Here is a 24305-nt window from a genome sequence, read left to right as displayed (position 1 = left end):
CTCCCTGATGTGTGCTATGTACATAACACACGGACTGGCCGACGCGCAAACGAAAAGGGCGAGGCAGCGGCCCCGCCCTCCCGCGCTTCAAACGACGCCCGACGATCAGGCCGCCGCCTTGTCCTTGTTGTAGATCGCGGCCGACGCGCGAAGGATGTCGAGGATGCGCTCTTGCGCCGTCTTCTCGTCGGTTTCCTCCATCGCGGCGAGCTCGCGCGCGAGGCGGCTGGTCGCGCCCTCGAAGATCTGGCGCTCCGAATAGCTCTGCTCCGGCTGGTCGTCGGCGCGGAACAGGTCGCGGACGACCTCGGCGATCGACACCAGATCGCCCGAATTGATCTTCGCCTCATATTCCTGCGCGCGACGCGACCACATGGTCCGCTTCACCTTGGGCTTGCCGTTCAGCGTCTCCAGCGCCTCGCGCAGCGTCTTGTCGGACGACAGCTTGCGCATGCCCACCGACTCGGCCTTGTTGGTCGGGACACGCAGCGTCATGCGCTCCTTTTCGAAGCGGAGCACATACAGCTCCAACTGCATCCCCGCGATCTCCGAGCGTTGCAGCTCGATCACACGGCCGACGCCGTGCTTCGGATACACCACGTAATCACCGACGTCGAACAACAGGGGCTTGGCAGCCATTCACGGGCCTTTCCGGATAAATACGACCCGATAGGCGCGGGGCTGGGAGCGGCCGGAGCCGCCGTGAAGCCGGCGATCGGGGAAGAGGGTCATGGAACTCCGACCGGACACGCTAAAAACGTCCGTCTTAATTTCATTAACATGACTCAGCCGAAAAATCCAGCGTAGCGGCGATCTTAGCCGCGCGTCAGTCGCCCTTGCCCGCCTCCGGCGTGAAATACAGCTCGAACTTGCCCGCCTCGCCCTTGTGCGTGTCGGCGTCGGCGGGGGTCTGGTCGGCCTTGCGCGTGACGTTGGGCCAACTGGCGGAGAAGGTGGTGTTCAGCTCCAGCCACCGCTCCAGCCCGTTTTCGGTGTCGGGCAGGATCGCCTCGGCGGGGCATTCGGGCTCGCACACGCCACAATCGATGCATTCGGACGGGTTGATGACCAGCATCGTCTCGCCTTCGTAGAAACAGTCCACCGGACACACCTCGACGCAGTCCATGTACTTGCAGCGGATGCAGGCGTCGGTGACGACGTAGGTCATTGGCGTACATGGCTCCGTGGGGCGGTCGGACGAAAGAACGCTCCCTGCTATGCCCCGTTCCCGGGAGCGTCAATCGTTCCGGTTTCGTTGCGAGACGTTCTCACCGGGAGCGAGCAGGTCGCGGTAGTAACCCTGCGCCTCCGGAGCGGGCCCGCGCCGCGCGGGCAGCGCCTCCACCCGCACCACGCGCACCTCGCCGTGGGCGGGATAGGTCAGGACATTGCCGATGCGCACTGGACAATGCGCGCGCTCGATCACGCGCCCGTCGATCCTGAGCCGGCCCGCCTCCGCGATCGCCTGCGCCGCGCTCCGCGTCTTGGTCAGCCGCGCCCACCACAGGAACCGGTCGATCCGCATCGCCCCCTCAGCCACGCCGTCCCCAACCAGCCAGCGCGGCGAAGGCGTTATCGGGCGCGGGCGGCGCGGTAATGGCGCGCGCGGGCGGCCGTCCCCGCCACACCCAACGCGGAGTCGCGGACGCGCCCTCCGGCAATTCCTCCCCGCGCGACGCGGCGCGAAACCCCAGCTCCGCCATCAGCCGCGCCAGCGTCTCCGCCTCCAGCCCGATCGATGTCGACAGCGCGGGATCGGGCAGGAACGGCGCGCGCCCCTGCCGCGCGTCATGCGCCGCCCGCGCGATCCGCTCGACCAGGTCGACCCGCACCGCCTGCGCGCCCAGCGGCCGGAAACCCGCCGCGAGCACCGCGCCCGGCACCCCGCGCGCCAGCACCGTCGCGCCGGCCGGCGGCGGCGCGACCGTCCCGCCCCCCACCGCCAGCAGCACCGCGCGCAACCGCGCCGCCTCCGGTTTCAGCAGCCGGGCATCGAACAAGTCGAGCGCGCCGATCGTCACGCCGACCCGCCGGAGCCGCTTGCGCTCGGCGGGCTCGAGCGCGTCCACCGCCGCACGCATGCCCAGGCGCGCGGCGATCCCGCCCGCCGTCTCCAGCGTCCCCGCGACCACCCGCAGCCCCGGCGACGCCGCCGCGTCGCGCGCGATCTCGGCGAGCAGCGTCAGCACCGGGACCTTGGCCATGAGGCGCGATGCCACCCAACCCTCCAGCCTTCCCCGCACGCGCTCCTTCAACGCCTTGTCCAGGCAATCGAGGTCGCGATCGATCTGCAACCGAGGCCGCGCCAGCGACGGCCCCGGCGCGAGCACCGCGACCCGGTGCCCGCCCCAATGCACCTCGCCCGTATCGCCCAGCGTCACCGCCGCCGCGTCCGCCTCCGCCAGCGCGAGCCCGCGCCGGTCGCGCTCGCCCTTCAGCCGCTTGTCGGCGGCCGCGAGCAGCAGCCGCTTGTCGGTCGCCTTGGCGTCGGGCGCGACCGTGAAGCGGAACCCGTCCAGCCTACCCAGATGGTGCTCCTCCACCGATACCTCGCCCTCCGGCCCGACCACCACCGGCAGGACGCTCAGATCCGCGCCGATCTGGCGGATCAGCGCAGTCGTGCGCTTGTCCACGAACCGTTGCGTCAGCCCGGCATGGAGCGCGTCGGACAGTCGCTCCTCGAGCCCGCGCGTCCGCTCCGCCCAGTGGGCGGGGTCGGCCAGCCAGTCCGCCCGGTGCGCGATGTACGCCCAGCTGCGCGCCGCCGCGATCCGCCCGGCGATCGTCTCGACGTCGCCCGCCACCGTGTCGAGCCTGGCGATCTCGTCGGCGAACCATTGGTGCGGCAGGTGCCCCGACCCTTCGCTCAAATGCCCGAACAGCCGCGACACGAAGCGCGCATGCGGGTCGAGGCTCACCTTGCGGAAATCGGGCACCCCGCACGCCGCCCACAACCGCTTGACCATCGCGGGTCCGCGCGTCCGGTCGCGCACCCAATCCTCGTCCGCCAGCCGCTTGAGCACGGCCAGGTCGATCGCCTCGGGCGCGGCCTGCAGGACGCCCGGCTCGGGTTTGCGCTCCAGCGACGCGATCAGCGCGTCGATGCTGGCGAAATCAGGCTCGCCGCTTCGCCAATACATTCGCTCGAGCTTGGGGAAGCGGTGTTCCTCGACCGCCAGCACCTCCTCGGGCAGGAAAGCGCCCGGCCCGTCCTCGACCAGCGCGCCGAACGTCCCGTCGCGCTGGTGCCGCCCCGCCCGCCCCGCGATCTGCGCCATCTCCGCGACCGTGAGACGCCGCTGCCGCCGCCCGTCGAACTTGTTCAGGGACGCGAACGCGACATGCGCCACGTCCATGTTCAGCCCCATCCCGATCGCGTCGGTCGCGACGAGATAGTCCACTTCACCCGCCTGGAACATCTGCACCTGCGCGTTGCGGGTGCGCGGGGAAAGCGCCCCCATCACCACCGCCGCGCCGCCGCGCAGCCGCCGAAGCATCTCGGCGACCGCGTAGACCTCCTCGGCGGAAAAGGCGACGATCGCCGACCGCTTGGGCAACCGGCTGATCTTTCTCGCGCCCGCATAGGTCAGCGTGGAGAAGCGCGGCCGTTCGACGATCTCCGCCTCGGGCACCAGCGCGCGCACCATCGGCCTGAGCGCCTCGCTGCCCAGGATCATCGTCTCCTCGCGCCCGCGCGCGCGGAGCAGCCGGTCGGTGAACACGTGCCCGCGCTCCGGATCCGCCCCCAGCTGCGCCTCGTCGAGCGCCAGGAACGACACCTCGCGGTCGAGCGGCATGCTCTCGGCGGTGCACAGGAACCAGCGCGCGTCGGGCGGCAGGATCTTCTCCTCCCCGGTTATAAGGGCGACCTGCTTGGGGCCCTTGATCGCCACCACCCGATCATAGACCTCGCGCGCGAGCAGCCGGAGCGGAAAGCCGATGATCCCCGACGAATGCCCGCACAGCCGCTCGACGGCCAGATGCGTCTTGCCGGTGTTGGTCGGCCCCAGCACCGCGGTCACCCGCGACCCTCCCGCCGATCCGCGTGCGTTCATGGGCGGGAACATCGGCGGTCGCGGGCGGGGATGCAATGGGCCCTCCTTTCCCTCTCCCGCTTTCGCGGGAGAGGGTGGCCGAGCGCAGCGAGGTCGGGTGAGGGCGGCTTGCGTCAGGAACAGCCCTCACCCTGGCGCTTCGCGCCTGTCCCTCTCCCGCGAAAGCGGGAGAGGGACGTTGATAGCCCATCCCGCTCGGCACACGCCCCGCCGCACCGCCGACCGCAGTTAATTTGACTTTAGCACCCCTACCCCACAACCACCCGACCCACGCCGGGGGGTCGGCGACAGCACGGAGTCCGTCGCCGGCGTGTTTCTACGCAACGATCATGGCCTGGAGTTCGCCGGCGGCGCGTCGGGAGCGCCTTTCGCGCCCCGCTCCTTCGGCCACGCCGCCGTGCCCGGACCGTCGGCGCTCGACCGCGCGCGCCGGCGTGCCGCCACGATCGATTGGGTGCCCGATCTCGGCGCGGACATTGGCTCGCGCGTTTGGTGGCGCGGCCTCGTCACCTGCGGCGCGCTTTGCGCCGCGACGTGCGCGCTCGCCCCCGGCCACCGCCCGCTCGTCGGCGTCGTCCCCGCCCCGCTGGCCGGGTCGGAGTGGGACGAGGCGCGCGCGCAATCCATCGCCCCGCTCGGCCTGGGCGCGGGAACTGGCCGCCGCATGGCCGCGAACGACCTCGTCCGCCCGCTCGCCGACGCGCCCGAGCGTCCGACCGTGGACCTGTCGGCGACGCTCGGCGACGGCGACGCGTTCGACCGCGTGCTGGAACGCGCGGGCGTGGGCCGCGCCGACGCCGCCGTCGCCGCAGCCCTGCTCGCCCGGACGACCCCGCTCGCCGCCATCCAGCCGGGCACGCGCATCCAGATCACCCTCGGCCGCCGCCCCGACCGCACCCTGTCGCGCCCGCTCGACCATCTGGCGCTCCGGGCGCGCTTCGACCTGAACGTCTCGATCGACCGTATCGGCGGCGGGCTGGCCATGACCCGCAGCCCGATCGCGATCGACACCACCCCGCTTCGCATCCAGGGCGTCGTCGGATCGAGCCTCTACCGCGCCGCGCGCGCCGCGGGCGCGCCCGCCAAGGCGGTCGAGGCATATCTCCGCGCGATCGCCACCCGCTTCTCGATCGGCCGCGACGTGAACGCCGATGACCATTTCGACCTGATCGTCGAACAGGACCGCGCCGCCACCGGCGAGATCCGCCTCGGCCGTCTCCTCTTCGCCGGGCTCGAACAAGGCAACCGCCGCACCGAACTCGTCCGCTTCGGTCCCGAAGGCAGCGACGCCATCGACAGCACGACCGACGGTTCTGGCGGCGGCGCGAGCGGCGATCAATGGTACGACGCCAACGGCCGCTACGAACGCCGCGGCTTCATGGGCCTGCCGGTCATGGGACGCATCTCGTCGGGCTTCGGCTTCCGCGCGCACCCGATCCTGGGCTTCCTGCGCATGCACAAGGGCCTCGACATCGCCGCCCCGCACGGCGCGCCCATTCACGCGGCGGAGAACGGCGTGGTCCGCTTCGCCGGCCGCAACGCGGGCTACGGCAATTTCATCAAGCTCGCGCATCCGGGCGACCTGGAGAGCGGCTACGGCCATCTAAGCCGCATCGCCGTCGCGCCCGGCGAGCGCGTTCAGCGCGGCGAAGTGATCGGCTATGTCGGCTCGACGGGCATGTCGACCGGCCCCCACCTCCATTGGGAGATATGGCGCGCCGGTCGTCCGGTGAACCCCCGCTCGATCTCGTTCGACCAGGTTTCCGCGCTTTCGGGCGACAAACTTCGCGCGTTCAAGGCGCGCGTCGCGGCGTTGCTGAACATTCGGCCGGGCGCGCGCTGATCATCCGTTCGCGATACCGGCGAGCGCCAGCCGGCAATGCCGCTCCCACGACAGGTTCGCCCGCGCCCAATCCCGCGCGCATCCGCCCATGGCGGCTCTAAGCTCGGGCGACCGCACCAGCAGCTCCACCGCCTTCCCGATCGCGGCGGACGACCGGCCGTCCACGATCAGGCCCGTCACGCCTTCCTCGATCAGCTCCGCGGGACCACCGTCGCGGCCGACGATACAGGGCAGCCCATATGCCATCGCGTCGGCCACGCTGATCCCGAACCCCTCGATCTCGCCGCCCTCCTCCAGCGCGATCTGCGGATGCAGGAAGATGTCGGCCTCCCGGTATAGTCGGTCCAACGTGCCATCCTCGACGAAGCCGAGCGCGTCCACTTGGTCGCCGATCCCGTGACGCTCGATCGTCGCGCGTACCCCGCCCTCCTCCGGCCCTCGGCCCGCGATCCGGTAGCGGAGCTCGATGTCGCGAACACCCGCGACCGCATCGATAGCGGCGCGCACATTCTTGCGCTCGACCAGACGGCAGACAGTCAGCAATTCGATCGGACGTTCGATCGGCGCGGACGGCCGCTCGACCGACCCCGACGGCTCGGTCGCCCCGTTCCAGGCGACGACGCATCGCGCCTCAAGCTCGGGTAAGCGGCGGAAGAGCAGCGTTCGCGTGGTTCCGCTGACCGCCACTACTCGCGCGGCTCGGCGCAGCACCGCGCGCATCAGCCGGAACGCGACGCCCTTGGGCCTGCCGATTTCCCGTCCATGGACGGCGACGATCAGCCTGCCCCCGAGCGGCAAGGCGGGCAGCGCCGCCCGCCAGGTGCAGGCGTGGATGACGTCGGGTAGGCCGTCCTCGCGCCGATGCCGCTTCATCGCCCGGAACAACCGGCCGTAGACGACCGCCATCGCTCCCGGGCCCACATCAATCACGGCGACCCCGCCCGTTTCCGTGCGGGCCGGACCCGCTGACGATTTGGTGAACACCGTCACTCGCCAGCCGAGCGCGGCGTAACCGTCCGCGACCGCGCGCGCATAGGTTTGCACGCCCCCCTCGTCCGGCGGGAACACGCGGCTGACGACCCACAGGCGGCGTGCCCCGCCCACCTAGCGACCGGTCCGCTCGGGACGCAGCAGGAACTCGGCGATCGCCGCCGCCGCGCGCTCCGACGGTAGCGCGCCTGCACCGTCGCTCGTATTGTCGAACGTCTCGGCCAAGCCCGCTTCCTGCGCGGCGACGTAATCCGGATGCCGCTCCACCGCCCGGTCGATCGCATCGACGATCCCGTCGGCCGTCCGCAGAACCGGCCCGTACCGCCAATGCGCGTAATTCGGATCGTCCCGCCACTCCGCCCCGTGCGCGTCGAGGAACAGGCAAGGTTTAGGCCTGCTCAGGAATTCGTAGATCTGGCTGCTCACATCTCCCAGATAGATGTCCGCCATCGCCGTATAGGTCATGTCAACCGATCGGCGGCTGCCGACATCGAGATGGATGTTGCCGTGCCCGGCATGGTCGCCGATCAGCTTTTCGGCCGGCCGCCGCTTCCCTTCGAACAGCTTCACATGCGGCGCGAAGATCAGGTTGTATCGCCGGTCGGCCGCGAACTGCCGCAGGATGGAGGCGCCCCACCGTTCCCAGGACGAAAGCGACCCGGCGCTATGCGGGTTGTAGAGCACCGTCGGTCGCCGTTCCGCGAAGGGATAGGCGGTCCGCGCGGTCGCGGCGGCGAACCGCACCGCGTCGAACTTCGGATATCCGACCACCGCATACCCTCCCTCGCGGATCACCCCTGCCTCCAGCATCCGGCGGCGCTGCTTATCCCCGGCGAGCAGCACGAGATCGAATCGGCGGATACGTCGTTCGTACCCCACCGCGCGGTCGCCCGCGCCGTGCGTCGTATGGATGAAGGGGATGCGGCCTAGCCCCATCCACTTAAGCAGCAACGACGTTCGTTCCGGCACCACGATCGCATCGAACCTCGCCAATCCGCGCGCGGCGAGGGCGAGTGTCAGCAATTTGGGCGGAATGGACGCGCGGCCTGGCCGCGCCGCCGCCGACATCCGCCCGCGCGCCAGCGCATAGTCGATCGGTCCCGCATCCGCCCCAGCCGCGAGATCGCGGGCCAACTCGAGATGCTCGTGGGTCGCCGCCACGATATGAACCGCGAAGCGCGTGTCGCGCGACAGCGCGATCGCGGTCGGCGCGGCGTGCATGACCTGATGCAGCTGCGCGTTGAAGAAAAAGCCTACCCGACGCCGCCGGAATGACATCGAATCGCCCTCCCTGCCGCCCTTGGTCGAGCGACGGCGATAGCCGGTTCGGCGATATCCACAACCGCGCCGTAGCGGTCCGGCTGGATCCGCTTTCCTACAAGCCCCGACCTGTGTCATCTTGTCGAAGGATTGGGGTCCGCGCCCTACATCCGCCCGCTCTTTGATATCGAGGCAATTGGACGAACACGCGAACTGGCGTTACCTTCGTTACCTTCGGCCGGATACGAACCGCCGAATGGCGGCACCTTCGCCAACATCCGCGTCCCGCCTCACTTCCCCTGCGCGCGCCATTTCTGGACCGTGCGGGCGATGATCTGCTCCTCGCCGCCGACATCGCGCCACAGCGCGGAGAACAGCGGATCGCTCGAGGCCGGGCGGCGCTGTTCTTCCAGCCCGTCGAACTGGACGCGGATCGGGATGGCGACGCCCTCGCCGCAGATGATGCATTCACGGTTGCGGAGCGCCGGGATCGAGTCGAGGAACCCGCGCGCGCCCTCCGGCATCGCCGCGCGGACGAACGCCTGGTCGCGCTCGTTATTGAGCCGCATCGCGATGATGGTGCCGCATTGCGACAGCACGCCCTCCGCCAGGTCGGACGGCCGCTGCGTGATCAGCCCAAGCGAGACGCCGTATTTCCGGCCCTCCTTGGCGATCCGCCCCAGGATGCGCCCGACCGATGAACCGCCCGAATCGCGGTCGGATGGAATGTATCGGTGCGCCTCCTCGCAGACGAGCAGGATCGGGCGCTGCGGCTCGTTGCGCGACCAGATCGCGAAGTCGAACGTCATGCGGGCGAGCACCGCGACCACTGTGGCGGTGATGTCGGACGGCACGCCCGACACGTCGATGATCGATATCGGCTTGCCGTCGCCGGGCAGACGGAAGATGCGCTGGAGGAACCCGGCCATCGTGTCCGCGACGAGCATGCCGGAAAACATGAAGCCATAGCGCGGATCGGCCTTGATCTCCTCGATCTTGCCCTTGACGCGCATGTAGGGCGCGGTGTCGCCCGCGCGGTCCATCTTGCCCATCTCCAGCCCGATCAGGTTGGTCAGGTCGCTGAGCAGATAGGGGATCGGCGCGTCGACGGTCAGCTTGGCGATCTCCTGGCCGATGCGGTTCTTGGCGCGCGCCATCAGCAGGCACTTGGCCAGGATATCGGCGTCGACCTGCCGCTCGGAGCCCGAGGTCGTCAGGAACACCTCGCAATGCTCCTCGAAATTCATCAGCCAGTACGGCATCTGCAGGTTGTTGACGTCGTAGAGCGCGCCGTTGGTCCTGAACGCCGCCGAATATTCGCCGTGCGGGTCGATCATGACGATGTGCCCCTGCGGCGCCAGGTCGCAGATGCGGTGCAGGATCAGCGCGGCGCTGGTCGACTTCCCCGTGCCGGTCGATCCGACCAGCGCGAAATGCTTGCCCAGCATCGCGTCGACATACAGCGCGGCCCGGATGTCCTTGGTCGGATAGACCGACCCGATCTCGATGTTGGCGCGGTCGTCGGCGGCGTAGATCTGTTGGAGGTCTGCGGTCGAGATCGGATGCACTTCGCATCCGGGCGTCGGATAGCGCGTCACACCTCGGCGGAAATTATACAGCTTGCCCGTCAGCCGCTCCTCGTCGCCCTCGCCCAGGAAATCGATATCGGCCAGGATGCGGTCGCCATGCGTCGAGGTCGGGTCGAGCAGCAGGCTGCGGACGTTGGCCACCAGCCAGCTCGCGCCGACGCGCATCTTGATCTGCGTGCCAACCTGCCCCGTCGTCGCCACCACCGGATCGGCATGAACCAGCAGCGGCCGGAGCGCGCCGACGTCGATCACCGCCCGGCTGCTCGAGCCGGCGATGGCGAGCACGAAGCCGATCGGCCCGGTCGTCGCCAGATCGACGGGCGTGCCGTGGGCGAAGGCGTCGGCGCCGGGCGTGAAGGTCATGTGATCGGGTCCCATATGGTCTGGGGAATCCCGATGCGCCGTCAATGGTAAATATCGGGTGCCTTCAGCGCCTTCCCGCCGCCCAGCCCGCGAACCAGCCCAGCCCCACCGACAGCGCCACCGCCGCCAGCCCGTACAGCCACGGCGTGTTCGCCGCGGCGCTCGCCACGAACCGCTCGAACCCGGATTTTCGTATGTCGATGTCGCGCGTCGCGGCCGCCAGCACGCGGCCGTCGCGGATCAGGAAGGTTTCGGCCGTGAAGCGCCCGACCGGCACCCGTGCGGGCACCCCGATCCGCGCCCGGTACAGCACGCCGTCGGTGATCTCGACCGCGCCCGGGTCCTCGTAATACAGCCCCGTCCGTCGCCGGAGCTCGACCAGCCCGTCGGCGAACCGCTTCTGCACCTCGGGCGGGGCGCTCGAGGCTGGGGACAGTTGGAGACTCCCGAGCCCAAGCTCGAAGATCGCCCGCGTGCGCGCATCGACGATCCGGTCGATGGGCCTGGACGATGCGACCGCGTAGAAGGAGGGGGCCGACCGGTAACGCTGGTCCTCGGCATTGACCCAGATGCCCGCGACCCGCCGCTTTTGCCGGATCAGTATCGACTCGGTCGGCCCCTTGACCACGACGACGATGTCGGTCGGCGTACCGCCGTTCGGCAGGCGACCGCCCGGATACAGGATCGCGCCGAACAGCAGGAGCTCCGCGCCCGTGAAGCTGTAGGCGATCTCGATCGCGCGTTGCGACACGTCGGGCACCAGCACGGGTGCGGGCGCCTGTCCTCCAAGCAGGAGCATGGCGACCGGCAGGAGCCGCCTCACGCCAGTTCGACGGAGAAGATCGCCTCGGGCCGCCAGACCAGCCCGAGCAGGACGCGCGCGCCGACCGCCAGCACCACGAGCGCCAGCACGAGGCGGAGATATTCGGGTTTGAACCGCGACGCGAACCGAGCCCCTAACTGAGCGCCCGTCACCGACCCGATCAGGAGTAGCCCGGCGAGCACGATGTCGACCGCTTGCGTGGTCAGCGCATGGATCAGCGTGGCGAGCGCGGTGACGAACAGCGTCTGGAACAGGCTGGTGCCGACCACCACGCCAGTCGCCATGCCGAGCAGGTAGATCATCGCCGGCACCAGCACGAACCCGCCGCCCACTCCCAACAGGATAGTCAGGATGCCGACCCCGAACCCCAGCAGCAACGGCGCAAGCGGCGATATGTAGAGCCCCGACGCGTAGAAACGCGTCCGTAGCGGCAATGCGGCGACCAGCGGATGGTGGCGGCGCTTGCGCGGGCGCGGCGATAGGCGCCCCCTCGCCGCGCCTATCGCCAGCACCGACTCGCGCAGCATCAGCAGGCCGATAAAGCCCAATAGCAGGACATAGGTGATCGCGATCACGCTGTCGGTCTGGCCACTTTCCTGAAGAAGGCGGAACAGCCATGCGCCGAACAGCGATCCCATGCCCCCGCCCGCGACCAGCACTCCGCCCATCTTCAGGTCCACGCCGCCCCGCCTGAGATGCGCGGACACGCCCGACACGCTCGCCCCCGTCGCCTGGCTGGCGGACGAGGCCGCCGCGACTGTCGGCGGAATGCCGTACACGATCAATAGCGGCGTCGTCAGGAACCCGCCCCCGACCCCGAACATCCCCGACAACAACCCGACCGCGCCGCCGAGCGCGATGATGACGAGCGCGTTCACCGATAGATTGGCGATAGGGAGGTAAACGTTCATGACCTCACGCGTACTAGCGCGTCGCTTGCATGGGCGGAAGCGAGCGCGGCGCTCAGAAGTCGGTGCCGAGCGACAGCGCGGGCCCGGAGCCCGGCCGCGCGTTCCCCGCCACCCGCTCGCGCCAGTCGACCGTCAACCGCAGCGTGCGCTCGGCGATCGGGGCCGCGATCCCCAGCGTCGGCCCGACATCGAGCCGCTCGGCGGAAGGTTGCGCTCCGCCCCACGCTCCCGCCCCCGCATCGAGCGTCGCCGAACCGATCGCCGCGATGCGCCACGTGACCCGGGCGGCTCCATCGGCGAACGCTTGTAGGCGGTCGCGCTTGATCGCGCCCGCTTGGCCATAGGCCTCGATCCGGAACCCATGCCCGAGCGCCCGGTCGACCCCGGCGATCACGCCCAAGCTCGGGCCGCCTCGCCCGTGATCCAGCGCGAATCGTCGCTCCACGAAAACGCGGACCGGCGCGCCCGGCGAACGCCACTCGACCCCCAACGCCGCCTCGCGCCCACGTCCTTCCAGAGGCGTCGCGACGCGGCCTACCATCGCGAACCGACGTTCGGCATCCAGCGCATAGGCGAGACGCGCGCCCGCCTGCGATCCGCCGAGCTGGCTCGAACCAAGCCCGCCGCCGATCCCGGACCGCCGCGCGATCGCGAACACGCTCGCGCTCCAGCGGCTGCCGATCCCACGATCCGGTAGTCCGATGGGGGTCGGCAGAGAGCCTTCGACGGCCTGGGACGACGTGGCGGCCATAAGCGCCTGTTCTATCATGGCGGCGTTGGTCGATCGGTCCGGCATCAACGCCGGTTCGCGGGCACGCTCGGTTCGAGGCGGGCGCGGACTGGCGATTACCAGAGGCATAAAGCTGCTCCGCAGCGCAGGTTCGGCGCGCGCCAAGGCGGCGGGCATGGGCGCGGGTCGCTCCCGCTTGCCCGTTGCGGCGGCCGCTTGCGGGACGACGCTCGCCCTCTCGCCCTCCGGCCAGAGCAGCATGACGCGCACACCTATCCAACCGGCGACCACCATGACCAGGAAGCGAAGGGGGCGGCCGGTGATCATTCGGCCGGGGCCGCCGACTCGGGAAATCGGTGCGCGGTCTTATCCCAAACGGGTGCCGATCCGCGCAGCATCGCCCAATAACGCCAGGCCGCCCGGCGCACCGCGAGCAGCGCGATAATGTTGCCGACCACCAATCGCGGGACCGAGCGGGCGCCTTCCCGCCAACCGTAATTTCGTGTCGTGAAGGCGACGCGCCACGCCAGACGCCATCCGAGCAGCGCCATGTTCAGCGCCAATACACGCCCCAGAACCGGATCGATCACGGGCGTCGGCACGCCCGCGATCCAATATGCCGCGCCCGACAGCGCCCAGAGCAGCAATCCCAGATAGGCGGCCGCGAGCACGATCACGGCCAGCGGCGCGCGCCGGTCCCGCGCGCGCATCCAGTGGTCGAAGATCGCGAGCGGTCGCGCCCAGCCGGTGCGGTCCCAACCGGCGAGCGCGATGCCGGTCATCCACCGCGCCTTTTGCCGGACGGCCGCGTCCAGTTCATCGGGGAAATAGGCGCGCGTCGCGACCAGCGGGCCGTTCGACCGTTCGGCGACGCGCGCCAGGCAGCCGGTGAAGCCGAGTTGCGCCAAATGGAGGCCGATCTCGTAATCCTCCACCAGACTGCCCGGATCGAACGGCGCGCCTCCGCGCTCGCGCTCCAACGCCTCGAGCGCGTCGTGTCTGATCGCGCAGCCGACCCCGGCGAGCGGCAGCCCCGCTCCAAGCGCGGCACGCACGACCAGGAGTTTCCCGTGCGCTTCTGCGAACTCGTCGGCGTAGGTTCCGCTCACCCAATGCGCCTCCGGCCGGATCAGCGGATGCACCGGTAGCTGCACCACCGCATGTCGAGCCAGCAGCGAGTCGAACACGCGCAGTTCGGCTGGATGGATCACATCTTCGGCATCATGGAGCACCACCGCACAGGTCGCGATGCCAATCCTGGCGTCGTCGGCCCGCAGCGCGCGCCACAAGGCGTTGAGGTTGTCGCCCTTGGTGGTCGGGCCGTCTCGCTCGCCGACGACCAGCCGCACGCGGTCGTCGCGGGCGGCCACCGACGCGACCGCGTCGATCGTCCCCGGATCATTGGGGTAGGTGCCGACATAGATGCGGTAATCGGGATGTTCGATCGACCCGAGCGCGGCTTCGAGCATGCGCCCGATCACCGAAACCTCGTCCCAGGCGGGCACGAAGACGGCTATGCGCACCGCCCGGTCCGGCGGTGCCAAGCCATCGAGCGCGAGCCTGCCGCCCCGACCCGTCAAGCGGCCGCAAAGATAAAGGACATCGACGAACAGGTCGTCGATGCCGCCGACCAGAAAGCCGAAGGCCGCGAACAGCAGCACCTCGCGCGTGACCGCGGCCAACCCCGACAAAACCCAGTCCACCCGTGCCCCCGCCCGATGTGCTCGGCGGCGACATCGACCTGGTTCTTAGGAAATGAAAGGTAACTCCAGGTTAATCGAGCGGTCCGTCAGGAACCGCTCGATCTCGTCGCCTTACAGGTAGAAACCGCGCAGGACGTCCACCACGTAACCCCGCCGCGTGTCGATCAGCAGCACGTCATCATAATGCCGCACCCAGCGCTGGTAGCCGACGGGCCGGGGCAGGCGGTAGCGGTACGGGTCGGCGATCACATAACGCTGTTGGTAGTAGGGCGCGCCGATGCGCACACCCGGCCGGAAGCTGTTATAGCGGAACGGCGCATTGTAGTTGCCGCGCGCGAACGTCGCGCGGTTACCCTGGCGATAGCCGCGCCAGTCGTCGCGGTTCGCCTGGCGATGGTCGCGGCGGTCCTCCCGCAGCTCCTGCCGCGCGTCGCGGACATCGCGGCGCTCCTGCCGGACATCGCGGCGATCGCCGTGGCGGCGGGCATCGCGCAAGTCGCGCTGCTCCTCGCGAAGCTCCTGCCGGCTGCGGCGCGGCTCGCCGGCCGACTGCGCGCTCGCGGCCGCCGGAAAGGCGGTGGCCGCGAGAAGGACGGCGGTGATCAACTTACGCATGACCTTGGACTCCTTATCCCAGACGAAACCACCAAGTCCCGCCTTGAAGTCGGTAATATCCGAGTGGGACTGAACGTCCCCGGAACGTGGTCGTAAGGCCCGCGACAGAATCAGGGACGACCGCCGCGTCCGGCCCCGCCACCGGCGCCTCCCTGTCCGCCCATGCCCGGCGCGCCGACCGCGCCGATATTTCCGAACAGCTCCTGGAAGAAGGAGCGCTTGCGCCCGAGCGTCGGCGTCTTCTTGCCGTCGGGCGAGACCTGGGCGACCTGGTCGAGTCCCGAGCGACGTACCGCCGACACGTTGCCCGCCGGATCGAAGCTGATTTGCAGCGTTATCTGGTCGGATGGGCGCGGGTTGCGGAAGGCGAAGTTCCGGCTGTCACGGGCGATGTAGTACCAGTCGCCGCCCTCGAATTGGCCGGTGAAGCTCGGCCGCCCCAGCGTCTGGAGCACCGACTGGCGGTTGTCGACGCCCGGCTGGACCGAGTTCACCAGGTCCGCATCGACGATGTAGCCCTGGTGTGACTTGAGCGGGGTGCAGGCGCCCACGGCGAGAAGGGCCACGGCGAGGGCGGGACGGAAAAGGGACGGCATCGGAAGACTCCAGCGGGAACGCGCTGCCACGCCATAGCAGAGATGACGGCCGATTGAACGGCGGGCGCACCGGGGCGATATGTCACCCGATACGAGCGCGCAAGCATCGCGCGGGACTGGAAAGGCGGCCGAGTTGAGCCTGTTGGAAAGACTGTTCGGACGGACGGGCGCTGAGCCGACGCTCGACCTGTACAACGCGGTCGTGGCCCGGGCGCGCGAGCCGCATTGGTATGTCGAGGGCGCGGTGCCCGATACGGTGGACGGCCGGTTCGACACGGTCGCCGCGGTGCTGGCGCTCGTCATGCTCAGGCTGGAGCAGGACGGGCCGGTCGGGGCCGAGCCGTCGGCGCGCCTGGCCGAGCGGTTCGTCGACGACATGGACAGCCAGCTGCGCCAGTTGGGCATCGGCGACATGACGGTGGGCAAGCATATCGGCCGCATGATGAGCATGCTGGGCGGACGGCTCGGCGCGTACCGCGGGGGGCTAGGCGGCGGCGACCTGGACGGCGCGGTCGTGCGCAACCTGTTCCGGGGTGAGACGCCCGGCCCGGAGGCGCTGGCGCATGTCCGGGGGGCGTTGCTGGGTCTGCGCGATCGGCTCCGCGCCGCGCCGGTCGAGCAGATCCTGGAGGGGTGGATCCCGTGACGACGCCCGTTCCCCGGCCGGAGTTCAGCCGCCCCGAACGCGTCGACGCGATCTCCGACCGCGAGCGTGTCGTCGAGCTGGAGGCGCGGCCGGCCGAGCGCGAGGCGCTGGCGCGGCGGTTCGGGCTGATCGCGCTGGAGTCGCTGACCGCCGTCTTCACCGTGCGGCGCGAGCATGGCGAGCTGACCGCGCGCGGGCGGGTCGCGGCGGACGTGGTCCAGGCCTGTTCGGTCACCGGCGAGGCCGTGGCGGCGCATGTCGACGAGCCCGCCGACCTTCGCTTCGTGCCTGCGGGTTCGGCGGAGGCGGCGGAGTTGGAGCTGAGCGCCGACGCGCTGGACACGATCGTCCATGACGGCCCGAACATCGACCTGGGCGAGGCCGCCGCCGAGACGATGGCGCTGGCGCTCGACCCTTTCCCCCGCGCGCCGGGCGCGGCGGCGACTTTGCGCGCGGCGGGCGTGCTGACGGAGGAGGAGGCGCGCCCGCTGGGCAAGCTGGCCGGGCTGCGCGATAGGTTGGAGGGCCGCTGAGCCGCACCGCCAGGGAACCAACCGGCCGTCCGGCGCGTCGCGCCCCCGTGGCTAATTTCACCGAACAATCCGAAATGATGCAGGCCGACGCGGTGACGCTGCCGCCCGCGCGCGACACGCTGGAGCGGCGCGTGTTCCGCACCACGGTCGTCGTGCTCGCCACGGCGGCCGCGGCCTATGTGATCTGGCTGCTGGTCGACCTGCTGCTGCTGCTGTTCGCCTGCGCGCTCGTGTCGCTGATCCTGCTGACGGTCACCAGGGTGATCCGCCGGAACGCGCGGCTGCCGTTCGCCGCGGCGCTGACGCTGGCGGTGCTTGGGCTGCTGGGGCTGATCGTCGGCGCGTCCTGGTTCTTCGGCGCGACGCTGCAGGGCGAGTTCGCGGAGCTGGCGACGCGCCTGCCCTCGGCCTGGGCCAACCTCCAGCCGCGGCTGCGGACGTCGCCTGTGGGGTCGGCGATCCTCGACCAGGCGCAGGCGCTGGCCCCCAGCGGCCAGACGATCGTCAATGCGGCCACGACCGCGCTGGCGGCGGTCGGCGGCGCGTTGTCGGGCCTGGCGATCGTGCTGGTGGGCGGGCTGTATCTGGCGGCGCAGCCCACGCTCTATTCCGTCGGCCTGCTTCGGATGGTGCCCGCGCGCGCGCAGAAGACCGCCGCCGAGACGCTGGACGCGATCTCCGAATCGCTGCGGAATTGGCTCAAGGGGCAGGCGCTGGGCATGCTGTTCGTGGGCGTGGGCACCGGCCTTGGCCTGTGGCTCGTCGGCGTACCCGCGGCCTGGGCGATCGGGTTGGTCGCGGGACTGGCCGAGTTCGTGCCGTATGCCGGCATCATCGTGGCGGGCATCCCGGCGGTCGTGCTCGCGTTCGGGCAGGGGACGGACACGGGGCTGTGGACGATCGGCGTGCTGATCGCGGTGCAGCAGCTGCAGGGCAACCTGGTCATGCCGTTGCTCCAGAACCGGATGGTCGACCTGCCGCCCGCCATCACGATCTTCGGGATCATCGCGGCGGGCATCCTGTTCGGCGTCGCGGGGGTGCTGCTCGCCACGCCGCTGACGATCGTCGTCCTCGTCCTGGTCCGCCGCCTGTATCTGGGCGAGGACAAGCACGAGGTCCTGTCCGGCGGCGGCGACGCGGCCGAAGCCGCTCAGCCGGACGCCACCAACCGGGCAGGATGACCGACCGGCGGCAGGCCCGCCGGAGCAGGCGCGTCCGCCCGACGATCCGGCGGGGCATCGCGGCGGGCTCGTAAAGCCAAATAAGTCGAGGCTTGGGCGAGGTCTGAATTTCACGCGAACAAGGATGCGCGCGGAAGTTCACTAAAGTTCATGCCAACAACGCCTCGGGCGTGATCGGCGCATGGACCAAAACCGGGCGTGACGGCGCGCCGTCGAGGAAGACGGTCTTCGCGCGTCGTGAGCGGATGACGGGTGGCCGGGATACCGGGTTCGGTCGAGGCGGATCTAATCGTCACCCGCTAGCTTGGATCAGAAGAAATCCAACATTGGAAGAGGCATCAGCGGGCTCCGCTCCGTCCCCGATCTCGCTCGTTCATCGACTGACGATCGCCCCATCTTCGCCCCGCCGAATGACACGACGAAGTTAAGGTCGCATTCAACAAAATATCTGTTATGCTGGATATATGGAAAATGATCTGGCGATCGCCGCCCTGAGTGCACTCGCGCAAGGCACGCGCCTCGACGTGTTTCGCCTTCTAGTGCGTCACGAACCCAGCGGTCTCGCCGCCGGTGAAATCGCCCGCCGCCTCGACGTGCCCCAAAACACCATGTCCGCGCACCTCGGTATCCTTGCCCGCGGCGGCCTGGTCCGCTCGGAGCGGCGAAGCCGCCAGGTAATCTACCGCGCCGATCTCGATGGCTTGCGCGCGCTCATGCTTTTCTTGGTCAATGATTGCTGCGCCGGGTCGGCCGAGCTGTGCGCGCCACTGGTCGCCGAACTCGCCCCTCGTTGCTGAAAGGAAGCCCCGTGGTCGCCGATATCGTCATCTATCACAACCCCGAATGCGGGACGTCGCGCAACGTGCTCGGCCTGATCCGCAATGCCGGGATCGAGCCGCACGTCGTCGAATATCTGAAGACACCGCTCTCACGCGCGCTGCTGGTCGAGCTGATCGACCGCGCCGGGATCACCCCGCGCGAACTGCTGCGCGAGAAGGGCATGCCCTTTGCCGATCTGGGGCTCGGCGACACGTCGCTATCCGACGACGCGCTGGTTGACGCGATGATGGCGCATCCGGTGCTCATCAACCGGCCGCTAGTTGTCTCGCCAATCGGCGTGAAGCTCTGCCGCCCATCCGAGGCCGTGCTCGATCTGTTACCCGCGCAACAGGCCGCGTTCGCAAAAGAAGACGGCCAACAGGTCGTGGACGAGCACGGTCGCCGCGTCACCTGATGCTCCTCGCGTTCTTGATCTTCGCCGTCACGATCACGCTCGTCATCTGGCAGCCCAGGGGGCTCGGGATCGGCTGGAGCGCGATCGGCGGGGCGGTCATCGCGTTGCTCGCCGGCGTGATCTCACTCTCCGACGTGCCGGTGGTATGGAACATCGTCTGGAACGCGACCGGGACGTTCGTCGCGATCATCATCATCAGCCTCATTCTCGACGAGGCGGGGTTCTTCGAGTGGGCGGCGCTCCACGTCGCGCGATGGGGCAAGGGTAGCGGCCTGTGGCTGTTCGCGCTGGTCGTCCTGCTGGGCGCAGCGGTATCGGCGCTGTTCGCCAACGACGGCGCGGCGCTGATCCTGACCCCCATCGTGATCGCGATGTTGCGCGCGCTCGGCTACGGCCCGAAGGCGACGCTCGCCTTCGTCATGGCGGCCGGGTTCATCGCCGACACGGCCAGCCTGCCACTGGTCGTCTCCAACCTCGTCAACATCGTGTCGGCCGACTTCTTCGATATCGGCTTCGGCGAGTACGCCTCGGTCATGGTTCCGGTCGATCTGGTTTCGATCGCGGCCACGCTCGCGGCGCTCACCCTGTTCTTCAGGCGCGACATACCCGCCCGCTACGACGTCGGGGCGCTCCGGACGCCCGGCGAGGCGGTCCGTGACCGCGCCACCTTTCGGGCCGGGTGGGTGGTGCTGACGCTGTTGCTCGCCGGGTTCTTCCTGCTCGAGCCGCTTGGCGTCCCGGTCAGCGTCGTCGCCGCCGCCGGTGCCCTCCTGCTGCTCGCGGTCGCCGCGCACGGGGATGTGATCGAGACGCGCAAGGTGGTCAGGGGTGCGCCATGGCAGGTCGTGATCTTCTCGCTCGGTATGTACCTGGTCGTCTACGGTCTGCGGAACGCCGGGTTGACCGACCAGCTTGCCGGGCTGCTCGATCGCGCGGCGCGAGGCGGCGTGTGGGGTGCCGCATTCGGGACCGGCATCATCGCCGCGCTGCTGTCATCGGTCATGAACAACATGCCGACCGTGCTGGTCGGCGCGCTCTCGATCGAGGGAAGCCAAGCGACCGGCGCGGTGAGGGACGCGATGATCCACGCCAACGTGATCGGCTGCGACCTCGGGCCCAAGATCACGCCGATCGGCTCGCTCGCGACGCTGCTCTGGCTTCATGTGCTCGGACAGAAGGGCATTCGCATCGGCTGGGGCTACTACTTCAAGGTGGGCGTCACCCTCACGGTCCCCGTGCTGTTGGTGACGCTCGCGGCGCTGGCGGTCCGAGTCAGCCTTGGATGATGCCGCTCGTCGCTACGCCGCTCGACTCCGCCGCGATAGGCGACTTGGCCTCCGTCTTGGCCGCCGCCGGTCTGCCGGTATCGGACCTCGCCGAACCCGACCGCATGTTCTTTCGGTTCGATGACGGAGCGCTCGCCGGCTTCGGTGGCATTGAGGGGGACGGCCCCGATCGCCTGCTACGCTCGCTAATCGTCGCCGCCAATCGTCGCGGTGAAGGGCTCGGCCGCGTCATGCTCGACCTGCTCGAAGCTCGCGCGCGCAAGCTGGGCGTCATCCGTTTCCATCTTCTCACCAATACGGCCGTGCGGTTCTTCGCCGCCAACGGCTATGCAGCGGCCGATCGCGCCAAGGCGCCAGCGCCGATCGCCGCCTCGCGCGAGTTCACCGCGCTCTGCCCGGCATCGGCCGCCTACCGCGTGAAAGCCATTTGATGCCACTCCGCCGACTTGACGACCCCGATCACCTGCCCGCCCTTGATCCGCGCTACGTGCGCGAGCGCCCGGCGGTCGGCTTCGGGCCGCTCGATCTGCCACCCCGCATCCTGCTGCTCTACGGCTCCCTTCGCGAGCGGTCGTTCTCGCGGCTATGCGTGGAAGAGGCGGCGCGGCTTCTTCAATTTTTCGGGTGCGATACCCGCATCTTCGACCCATCGACGCTGCCGCTGCCCGACCAGGTCGCGGGCGACGATCATCCGGCCGTCCATGAACTGCGCGAGCTGTCGATGTGGTCGGAAGGGCATGTGTGGTGCTCGCCGGAACGCCATGGCCAGATCACCGGCATCATCAAGGCGCAGATCGATCACTTGCCGCTCAGCATGGGCGGGATGCGCCCGACTCAGGGGCGGACGCTCGCCGTCACGCAGGTATCGGCCGGGTCGCAGTCCTTCAACAGCGTCAACACGCTGCGCGTCCTCGGCCGATGGATGCGGATGGTCGCGATCCCCAACCAGTCGAGCGTCGCCAAGGCATTCCAGGAATTCGACGAGGCCGGGCGCATGAGACCCTCCGCCTATTACGATCGGATCGTGGACGTGATGGAGGAGTTGGTCCGGTTCACGGTGCTGCTACGGCCCCATGCCTCGCAGCTTGTCGATCGCTACTCCGAACGGAAGGAAGCCGGGATGCCGGTCGATCCGGCGACCGATCTGTCCTCCATAGCAACGGCACCATAGCGACCCGACTCCTTCCACCCAGTTGCCATTTCGTTCCCCTCCCGCCACAACACCCCTGGTCATGCCGCCCCTGCCCCATCCCGCGCTTCACGCTAGCCATGCCGGGATCTGGATCGCCCGGAACGGGGAGACGCGGGAGGTTTCGCGGGGGGAGGCCATCCGGGTGGCGGCCGAGACGCCGGTGATCGTGCTGAACGCCGCGCTGACGGGGCAGCGGTTGGGGTATGCGGAGCTGTCGGGGCTCGACCTGCTCGAACTGTTCGCCTTCATGCGGCCGGCGCGGTTCGCGGTGCCGACGCCCGGCGGGCTCGCGCGCGCCACGGGCATGGCGGTGCCGGCGGATGGCGGGGCGACCGCTTCGTTCCTGCTCGCGGCGGCGGAGCGGTTGCTTGCCATACCGGAGGGCGAGTGGCCCGAGCGCGAGGGGGCCTGGAGCGCGGCGCAGTCGTTGTTCCGGCTGCGCTGGCCGTGGGGGCCGCTCGTGGCGCATCACGTGCCCCGGCCTTCCGCGAACGAACGGTGGCTGTTCGCCCGCCTGCCCGAGTGGGAGGAGACCGCGCCCCGGCCGGCGCCGCGCACGATCCAGCTCGACCCCGCCGATGCTCAGACTCGGCTGGCGGCCTTGACCGGCGTGGGGGCGGAGAAGCGGGCGGGGCAGCGCGCCTATGCCGCCGCCGTCACCCAGGCCTTCGCGCCGCGCAGCGTTCGGGACGCGCCCAACCTGGTGCTTGCCGAAGCGGGGACGGGGATCGGCAAGACGCTGGGCTATCTCGCGCCCGCATCGCTGTGGGCGGAACGGGCGGGCGGGGCGGTGTGGGTGTCGACCTTCACCAAGGCGTTGCAGCGCCAGCTGGCCGCCGAGACCGCGCGGCTGTTCCCCGACGCGGCCGAGCGGCGGGCGAAGGTGGTGACGCGGAAAGGTCGGGAGAACTATCTGTGCCTGCTCAATCTGGAGGATGCGCTCCAGGGCGGGTTCGCGGGGCGGGCGGCGGTGCTGGCGCAGCTCGTGGCGCGCTGGGCGGCCTATTCGGCGGACGGCGACATGGTGGGGGGCGACCTGCCGGGCTGGCTGCCGACGCTGTTCCGGCGGAACGGGCCGACCGCGCTGACCGACCGGCGGGGCGAGTGCGTCTATGCGGGTTGCCCGCACTACCGGAAATGCTTCATCGAGCGCGCGGCGCGGTCGTCGGCGGAAGCGGACATCGTCATCGCCAACCACGCGCTGGTGATGGTCAACGCGGCGCGCGGGCGCGAGACGACGACGCGGCCGACGCGCTATGTCTTCGACGAGGGGCATCACCTGCACGACGCGGCCGATGCGATGTTCGCGGCGGCGCTGACGGGCGGGGAGACGATCGAGCTCCGGCGGTGGATCGTCGGGCCGGAGGCGGGCGGGCGCGGGCGCAGGCGCGGGCTGGCGGCGCGATTGTCGGACGTGGCGAGTTACGACGAGGCGGGCGGGCGGGCGATCGCCGACGCGGTGACCGCGGCCGGCGCGCTGGCGTCCGACGGGTGGCTCGGGCGGCTGGGCGAAGGGCAGCCGTTCGGGGCGATCGAGACTCTGCTCGCGGCCGTGCGGGGCCTGGCCTTCGCGCGCGCCGAAGGGGGCGATGACGCGGGCTACGGGCTGGAGACCGAGCTGGCCGAGCCGTCGGCCGCGTTGCTGGAGGCGGCGGGGCCGGCGGCGCATGCGCTCGATGCGCTGCTGCGGCCGCTGGTGACGCTGGGGCAGCGGTTGCAGGCGGTGCTGGCGGAGGCGCCCGACTGGATGGACGCCGCCGCGCGGGCGCGGGTGGAGGGGGCGATCGCGTCGATCGGATGGCGGGCGGAGACGGTGGCGGCGTGGCTGGCGCTGCTCGCGCGCGTCGGCGGGCCGGCGGACCCGGACTTCGTCGACTGGCTGAGCGTCGAACGGTCGGAAGGGCGCGAGTTCGATGTGGGGCTGCACCGGCATTGGCTCGACCCGACCCGGCCCTTCGCCGACGTGGTGCTGAAGCCCGCGCACGGCGTGCTCGTCACCTCGGCGACGCTGACGGGCGGGGGCGACTGGCAGGCGGCGGAGGCGCGGGTGGGCGCGCCGCATCTGGGCCGCGCGGCAGCGCGGTTCGAGGCGGCGAGCCCGTTCGACTATCCCGCCCACGCGCAGGTGCTGATCGTGACGGACGTGAAGCGCGGCGACCTGCCGGGGCTGGCCAATGCGTACGCCCGGCTGATCGTCGCGGCGGAGGGGGGGACTCTGGGGCTGTTCACCGCGATCCGGCGGTTGCGCGCGGTGCACGGGCGGATCGCCGACCGGCTGGCGCGCGAGGGGCTGCCGCTCCACGCGCAGCATGTCGATCCGATCGATACGGGGACTTTGGTCGACATCTTCCGCGACGATCCGCATTCGTCGCTGCTGGGCACCGACGCGCTGCGCGACGGGGTGGACGTGCCGGGGCATTCGCTCAGGCTGGTGGTGATGGAGGGGGTGCCGTGGCCCAAGCCGACGGTGCTGCATGCGGCGAGGAAGCTGGCGGGGGGCGGATCGGCCTATGACGACCGGATCGTGCGGGCGCGGCTGGCGCAGGCGTTCGGGCGGCTGATCCGGCGCGCGGACGACCGGGGGTCCTTCGTGCTGCTGTCGGCGGCGATGCCGTCGCGGCTGCTGGGCGCGTTTCCACCGGGGGTGGAAGTGGCGCGGGTGACGCTGGACGAGGCGGTCGAGCGGGTCGGGTCGCGGCTATCGCTTGGGCGATCGATCGGGCAAGGAGCGGACCTCTCCGCCTGAAGGCCCTAC

Annotated in this window: 23 protein-coding genes; 10 read left to right on the top strand and 13 right to left on the bottom strand. The window is 70.0% G+C overall.

Going from position 1 to position 24305, the window contains the following annotated elements; translation table 11 throughout:
• Positions 1-105: 105 nt before the first annotated feature.
• From ACFE71_RS04235 to ACFE71_RS04220, 4 genes are all read right to left on the bottom strand, one after another.
• A complete protein-coding gene (locus ACFE71_RS04235) occupies positions 106-639 on the bottom strand; it encodes a CarD family transcriptional regulator (protein WP_375427568.1) in 534 nt (177 codons plus the stop codon).
• A 187-nt stretch (positions 640-826) separates the two neighbouring features.
• Complete coding sequence (gene fdxA / locus ACFE71_RS04230) at positions 827-1168, bottom strand: ferredoxin FdxA (protein WP_375427567.1); 342 nt, start codon at positions 1166-1168, stop codon at positions 827-829.
• Between the two features lie 69 nt (positions 1169-1237).
• Entirely contained in the window at positions 1238-1525 is a 288-nt protein-coding gene (locus ACFE71_RS04225) for an RNA-binding S4 domain-containing protein (RefSeq protein WP_375427587.1), read from the bottom strand.
• 7 nt (positions 1526-1532) lie between these two features.
• Entirely contained in the window at positions 1533-4055 is a 2523-nt protein-coding gene (locus tag ACFE71_RS04220; RefSeq protein ID WP_375427566.1) for a helicase-related protein, read from the bottom strand.
• A 310-nt stretch (positions 4056-4365) separates the two neighbouring features.
• On the opposite strand from ACFE71_RS04220, the gene ACFE71_RS04215 reads away from it, so the two are divergent.
• Positions 4366-5898 (top strand): M23 family metallopeptidase, encoded by a 1533-nt coding sequence (locus tag ACFE71_RS04215; RefSeq protein WP_375427565.1) that lies wholly within the window; start codon positions 4366-4368, stop codon positions 5896-5898.
• On the opposite strand, the gene ACFE71_RS04210 is transcribed toward ACFE71_RS04215, so the two are convergent.
• The 9 genes from ACFE71_RS04210 to ACFE71_RS04170 form a co-directional block, all read right to left on the bottom strand.
• On the bottom strand, positions 5899-7002 hold the full coding sequence (locus ACFE71_RS04210; RefSeq protein ID WP_375427564.1) for a glycosyltransferase family 4 protein: 1104 nt from the start codon (positions 7000-7002) through the stop codon (positions 5899-5901).
• Positions 7003-8166 carry a CDP-glycerol glycerophosphotransferase family protein gene (locus ACFE71_RS04205; protein ID WP_375427563.1) on the bottom strand — a complete coding sequence of 388 codons (1164 nt, stop codon included), beginning with the start codon at positions 8164-8166 and terminating at the stop codon, positions 7003-7005.
• Between the two features lie 272 nt (positions 8167-8438).
• Positions 8439-10100: an ATP-binding protein gene (locus tag ACFE71_RS04200; RefSeq protein WP_375427562.1), complete on the bottom strand. Its 1662-nt coding sequence runs from the start codon at positions 10098-10100 to the stop codon at positions 8439-8441.
• A 64-nt stretch (positions 10101-10164) separates the two neighbouring features.
• Positions 10165-10899 (bottom strand): TIGR02186 family protein, encoded by a 735-nt coding sequence (locus tag ACFE71_RS04195; protein ID WP_375427586.1) that lies wholly within the window; start codon positions 10897-10899, stop codon positions 10165-10167.
• Positions 10900-10919: 20 nt separating this feature from the next.
• Positions 10920-11834: a sulfite exporter TauE/SafE family protein gene (locus tag ACFE71_RS04190; RefSeq protein WP_375427561.1), complete on the bottom strand. Its 915-nt coding sequence runs from the start codon at positions 11832-11834 to the stop codon at positions 10920-10922.
• 52 nt (positions 11835-11886) lie between these two features.
• Positions 11887-12891, bottom strand: coding sequence for a hypothetical protein (locus ACFE71_RS04185; protein WP_375427560.1), 1005 nt, complete (start codon positions 12889-12891; stop codon positions 11887-11889).
• Positions 12888-14267 carry a glycosyl transferase family protein gene (locus ACFE71_RS04180; RefSeq protein ID WP_375427559.1) on the bottom strand — a complete coding sequence of 460 codons (1380 nt, stop codon included), beginning with the start codon at positions 14265-14267 and terminating at the stop codon, positions 12888-12890. The genes ACFE71_RS04185 and ACFE71_RS04180 overlap by 4 nt, the downstream gene beginning before the upstream one ends.
• A gap of 111 nt (positions 14268-14378) precedes the next feature.
• On the bottom strand, positions 14379-14882 hold the full coding sequence (locus ACFE71_RS04175; RefSeq protein WP_375427558.1) for an RcnB family protein: 504 nt from the start codon (positions 14880-14882) through the stop codon (positions 14379-14381).
• A 110-nt stretch (positions 14883-14992) separates the two neighbouring features.
• A complete protein-coding gene (locus ACFE71_RS04170; protein ID WP_375427557.1) occupies positions 14993-15478 on the bottom strand; it encodes an outer membrane protein assembly factor BamE in 486 nt (161 codons plus the stop codon).
• A 133-nt stretch (positions 15479-15611) separates the two neighbouring features.
• Between ACFE71_RS04170 and ACFE71_RS04165 the strand changes: the two genes are divergently transcribed.
• From ACFE71_RS04165 to ACFE71_RS04125, 9 genes are all read left to right on the top strand, one after another.
• A complete protein-coding gene (locus ACFE71_RS04165) occupies positions 15612-16124 on the top strand; it encodes a ubiquinol-cytochrome C chaperone family protein (protein ID WP_375427556.1) in 513 nt (170 codons plus the stop codon).
• Positions 16121-16657 carry a DUF177 domain-containing protein gene (locus ACFE71_RS04160; protein WP_375427555.1) on the top strand — a complete coding sequence of 179 codons (537 nt, stop codon included), beginning with the start codon at positions 16121-16123 and terminating at the stop codon, positions 16655-16657. The genes ACFE71_RS04165 and ACFE71_RS04160 overlap by 4 nt, the downstream gene beginning before the upstream one ends.
• A gap of 47 nt (positions 16658-16704) precedes the next feature.
• A complete protein-coding gene (locus tag ACFE71_RS04155; protein ID WP_375427554.1) occupies positions 16705-17838 on the top strand; it encodes an AI-2E family transporter in 1134 nt (377 codons plus the stop codon).
• A 464-nt stretch (positions 17839-18302) separates the two neighbouring features.
• Positions 18303-18635: an ArsR/SmtB family transcription factor gene (locus ACFE71_RS04150; protein ID WP_375427553.1), complete on the top strand. Its 333-nt coding sequence runs from the start codon at positions 18303-18305 to the stop codon at positions 18633-18635.
• A gap of 11 nt (positions 18636-18646) precedes the next feature.
• Positions 18647-19072: an arsenate reductase (glutaredoxin) gene (gene arsC / locus ACFE71_RS04145; protein ID WP_375427552.1), complete on the top strand. Its 426-nt coding sequence runs from the start codon at positions 18647-18649 to the stop codon at positions 19070-19072.
• Complete coding sequence (locus ACFE71_RS04140; RefSeq protein ID WP_375427551.1) at positions 19072-20358, top strand: arsenic transporter; 1287 nt, start codon at positions 19072-19074, stop codon at positions 20356-20358. Before arsC ends, ACFE71_RS04140 begins: the two co-directional genes overlap by 1 nt.
• Positions 20355-20789, top strand: a complete 435-nt coding sequence (arsN2, locus tag ACFE71_RS04135) for an arsenic resistance N-acetyltransferase ArsN2 (protein ID WP_375427550.1) — start codon at positions 20355-20357, stop codon at positions 20787-20789. The genes ACFE71_RS04140 and arsN2 overlap by 4 nt, the downstream gene beginning before the upstream one ends.
• The gene (gene arsH, locus ACFE71_RS04130) at positions 20789-21529 is read left to right on the top strand and encodes an arsenical resistance protein ArsH (RefSeq protein ID WP_375427549.1); all 741 of its coding nucleotides are present in this window, start codon (positions 20789-20791) and stop codon (positions 21527-21529) included. Before arsN2 ends, arsH begins: the two co-directional genes overlap by 1 nt.
• Before the next feature lie 61 nt (positions 21530-21590).
• Positions 21591-24296, top strand: a complete 2706-nt coding sequence (locus ACFE71_RS04125) for an ATP-dependent DNA helicase (protein ID WP_375427548.1) — start codon at positions 21591-21593, stop codon at positions 24294-24296.
• The last annotated feature ends 9 nt before the right edge of the window (positions 24297-24305 follow it).

The sequence above is a fragment of the uncultured Sphingomonas sp. genome, assembly GCF_964237155.1.
Taxonomy (GTDB): Bacteria; Pseudomonadota; Alphaproteobacteria; order Sphingomonadales; family Sphingomonadaceae; genus Sphingomonas.
This window is presented reverse-complemented; position numbering and strand designations above follow the sequence as displayed.